The sequence below is a fragment of the Mesorhizobium sp. M7A.F.Ca.US.005.03.2.1 genome, from assembly GCF_003997795.1.
In the GTDB taxonomy this organism is placed as follows: Bacteria; Pseudomonadota; Alphaproteobacteria; order Rhizobiales; family Rhizobiaceae; genus Mesorhizobium; species Mesorhizobium ciceri.
The window spans coordinates 1-2,495 of record NZ_RZRP01000894.1 but is presented as its reverse complement, the minus strand read 5'-3'; the positions used below and the strand labels follow the sequence as shown (position 1 = coordinate 2,495).

General features: G+C 61.3%; 3 protein-coding genes and 1 pseudogene. 1 reads left to right on the top strand and 3 read right to left on the bottom strand.

From position 1 onward, the window contains the following. Nucleotides 1-127: 127 nt before the first annotated feature. Together EN991_RS32115 and EN991_RS32110 are read right to left on the bottom strand one after the other, a co-directional pair. Nucleotides 128-778 (bottom strand): TetR/AcrR family transcriptional regulator, encoded by a 651-nt coding sequence (locus tag EN991_RS32115; protein ID WP_127370255.1) that lies wholly within the window; start codon nt 776-778, stop codon nt 128-130. A gap of 71 nt (nt 779-849) precedes the next feature. After that, a complete protein-coding gene (locus EN991_RS32110) occupies nt 850-1,134 on the bottom strand; it encodes an acylphosphatase (protein ID WP_063173625.1) in 285 nt (94 codons plus the stop codon). A 175-nt stretch (nt 1,135-1,309) separates the two neighbouring features. Here EN991_RS32110 and EN991_RS32105 point away from each other — a divergent pair, with 175 nt between their 5' ends. Further along, entirely contained in the window at nt 1,310-2,302 is a 993-nt protein-coding gene (locus tag EN991_RS32105) for a helix-turn-helix domain-containing GNAT family N-acetyltransferase (RefSeq protein WP_127370254.1), read from the top strand. Nucleotides 2,303-2,337: 35 nt separating this feature from the next. Here the strand turns inward: EN991_RS32105 and EN991_RS41280 are convergent. Continuing rightward, a pseudogene (locus EN991_RS41280) lies at nt 2,338-2,495 on the bottom strand (pyridoxal phosphate-dependent aminotransferase); the annotation flags it as partial.

Below are 2,495 nucleotides of genomic sequence, written 5' to 3'. Positions count from 1 at the left end.
GCACCATGTCGCGCAGCGCCTCGATCTCTTCGTCATGCCCGAAGCTGAGCGTGTTGGTGTACATTTTTCTCCTCCCTGCGCATGACCCCGAAAATCGACTTTGATTCGAAAAGGGATCATGCGCGAATCAAAAGGCTGCAGCGTCCTTTGCGCGTCCGAAGGGACGCGCGGCGCTGTAGGCGTCGATCTTCGCGCCGACGAGCCGCATTGTCATTGAAAGATATGTTGTGGTCACTTCGCCGATCGACAGCCGTTCGCCCGGCCGAAACCAGACGATGACGCCGGTCATCATCTGGATCAGCGCCATGGCGGTCAGTCCGGTGTCGTCGATGCTGAAGGCGCCCGTCTCGGCGCCGTCGCGCAGGATGGTGCGCAGCTCCTTCTCGTAGGCAGTGCGCATGCGCAGGATCTGCGTCAGCCTTTCCGGCGACAGGCTGCGCAATTCCATGTTCGACACATGCGTGGCGTGCCGTCGCTCGATGTGGAAAGTGATGTGGTTTTCGACATAGGCCGAAAGCCGCTGCACGGGATCCGCATTAACCGGGCGAGCTGTTTCCCACGCTTCGGTCAAACCTTCCATGTGCTCGCGCATCAGCATGAACAGAAGCTCTTCCTTGGTCGGAAAGTAGCGGTAGAGCGCGGCCGCCTGTACGCCGACCTCGGCTGCGAGCTGTCGCATCGACATCGCCTCGTAGCCAAAACGCGCGATCAGATTGACCGCCGCCTCACGAATGGTCGCTTCGGTCTTTTCGCCATCAGACCCGGCGGTGCGTGCCATGTCAGCTCCTCTGCGGAGCAATAATAAAACGAACGTTTAATTAATTCAAGGCGCTCAATCCAAATCCGCCTTCATGCCACGATCCTGAACCCAACAGAGGCGTTGTCTGCCTCCAACTCCTCGACGTCGACCTTGGAAACCAAAGCCCCGGCCGGCCCTTTCCAGAGGCGCTCGATCATTGTCGAGACCGCCTCATCGAGGCCTGCGATCTCGGCCGTTACGGACCCGTCCGCTTCATTGCAAACCCAGCCCGCAAGACCAAGGCCCGTGGCCTCATCCCGGGCCCAGGCTCTGAAGCCGACGCCTTGCACGTTACCGTAGACGCGTGCGTGCACTTTCCTGCGATGACCAGCCATGAATCTCTCCAAGCCTGTCTCGTTTTGAATCTGGCGCACGACCTGAGGAATGCAACCTGCGCGCGGACGCAATAGCTGGGCCTTCCGGCTTTAGCTGGCCTTCTGGCCTTGAATTTAATTGACTCAGTCCACTAATTTAGGAAAATGGAACTGCTTTATTAGGAGCTGGCCGCAAATGTTGGACGAACGCAACGCATTGGTGGCCGATGTCCGGCGCTTCAATCGCTTCTACACGCGCACTGTCGGCCTTCTCGACGAGACGCTGACACAAAGTGCATTCACTTTGACCGAGGCGCGCGTGCTGTTCGAACTGGGTCACCGCAGCAACCCGGCTTCCGCCGAAATCGCCGGCGAGCGAGGTTTCCTGGTTGGTGCTTTTCGGCTGGAGAATGGCCCGGCGGCCTCCGAAATATCGAGACAGTTGCGTGTCGATGCCGCCTATCTGACGCGGATCCTGCGCAAGTTCGCGGGCCAGGGGCTGACCGAGGCCAGAACGGACCCGGCTGACCGGCGCCGAAGGGTCCTCTCGCTGACCGCAAGGGGCGAGGCAGCGCTTGCCAGGCTGCAGGCGGCGGCCGATCGGGATACGGCGCGGCTGATCGAAAGCGTACCCGACGACAGGTTGCATGAACTGCGCAGCGCCTTGCGCAAGGCGGGGGAATTGCTGGGTGATCCCACCCGTGAAAGCGGTGAGGTGACGTTGCGGCCGCACCGCGTCGGCGATGTCGGCTGGGTCGTGCAGCGCCAGGCCCAACTTTATGCCGAGGAATATGGCTGGACGATCGAGTTCGAGGCCATGCTCGCCGAGATCGGCGCCGATTTCATTCGCAATTTCGTGCCCGGCCGCGATTTCTGCTGGATCGCCGAGCGCGGTGGTCAGCCGGTCGGCGCGGTGTTCCTGGTTCATCAGGATGACAAGGTGGCCAAGCTGAGAATGCTGCATGTCGAGGCGTCGGCGCGCGGCTTCGGCATCGGCAAACGACTGGTGGCGGAATGCGTGAACCAGGCCCGGGCTTGCGGCTACACCAAGCTGGTTCTGTGGACCAACGACATCCTCGTTGCGGCGCGCGCGATCTACGAACGTGCCGGCTTCAGGCTGGTCTCGCAGGAGCACCACCGCAGCTTCGGCAAGGATCTGACCGGCCAGACCTGGGAAATGGATTTGTAGGCGGCTTTTGCTGCCGGTTGCGCGCCAGCGGTATCCTAATTGCCCCGCGCTGCCGCCAAAGCACCGGGAAGTTCCTCGGCAAAAATGTCGAGCTCGTGATCGAGGCCGACGCTGACGCGGATGCAGCGGTCGAGCCGTGGCACCATCGGCTTGCGGATGAAGACGTCGCGTGACAGCAGGGCTTGCAGAAGTT

Excerpts from the sequence above, each read along its gene's own strand:
- EN991_RS32115 (WP_127370255.1), bottom strand. The coding sequence starts at position 778 with ATGGCACGCACCGCCGGGTCTGATGGCGAAAAGACCGAAGCGACCATT.
- EN991_RS32110 (WP_063173625.1), bottom strand. The coding sequence starts at position 1,134 with ATGGCTGGTCATCGCAGGAAAGTGCACGCACGCGTCTACGGTAACGTG.
- EN991_RS32105 (WP_127370254.1), top strand. The coding sequence starts at position 1,310 with ATGTTGGACGAACGCAACGCATTGGTGGCCGATGTCCGGCGCTTCAAT.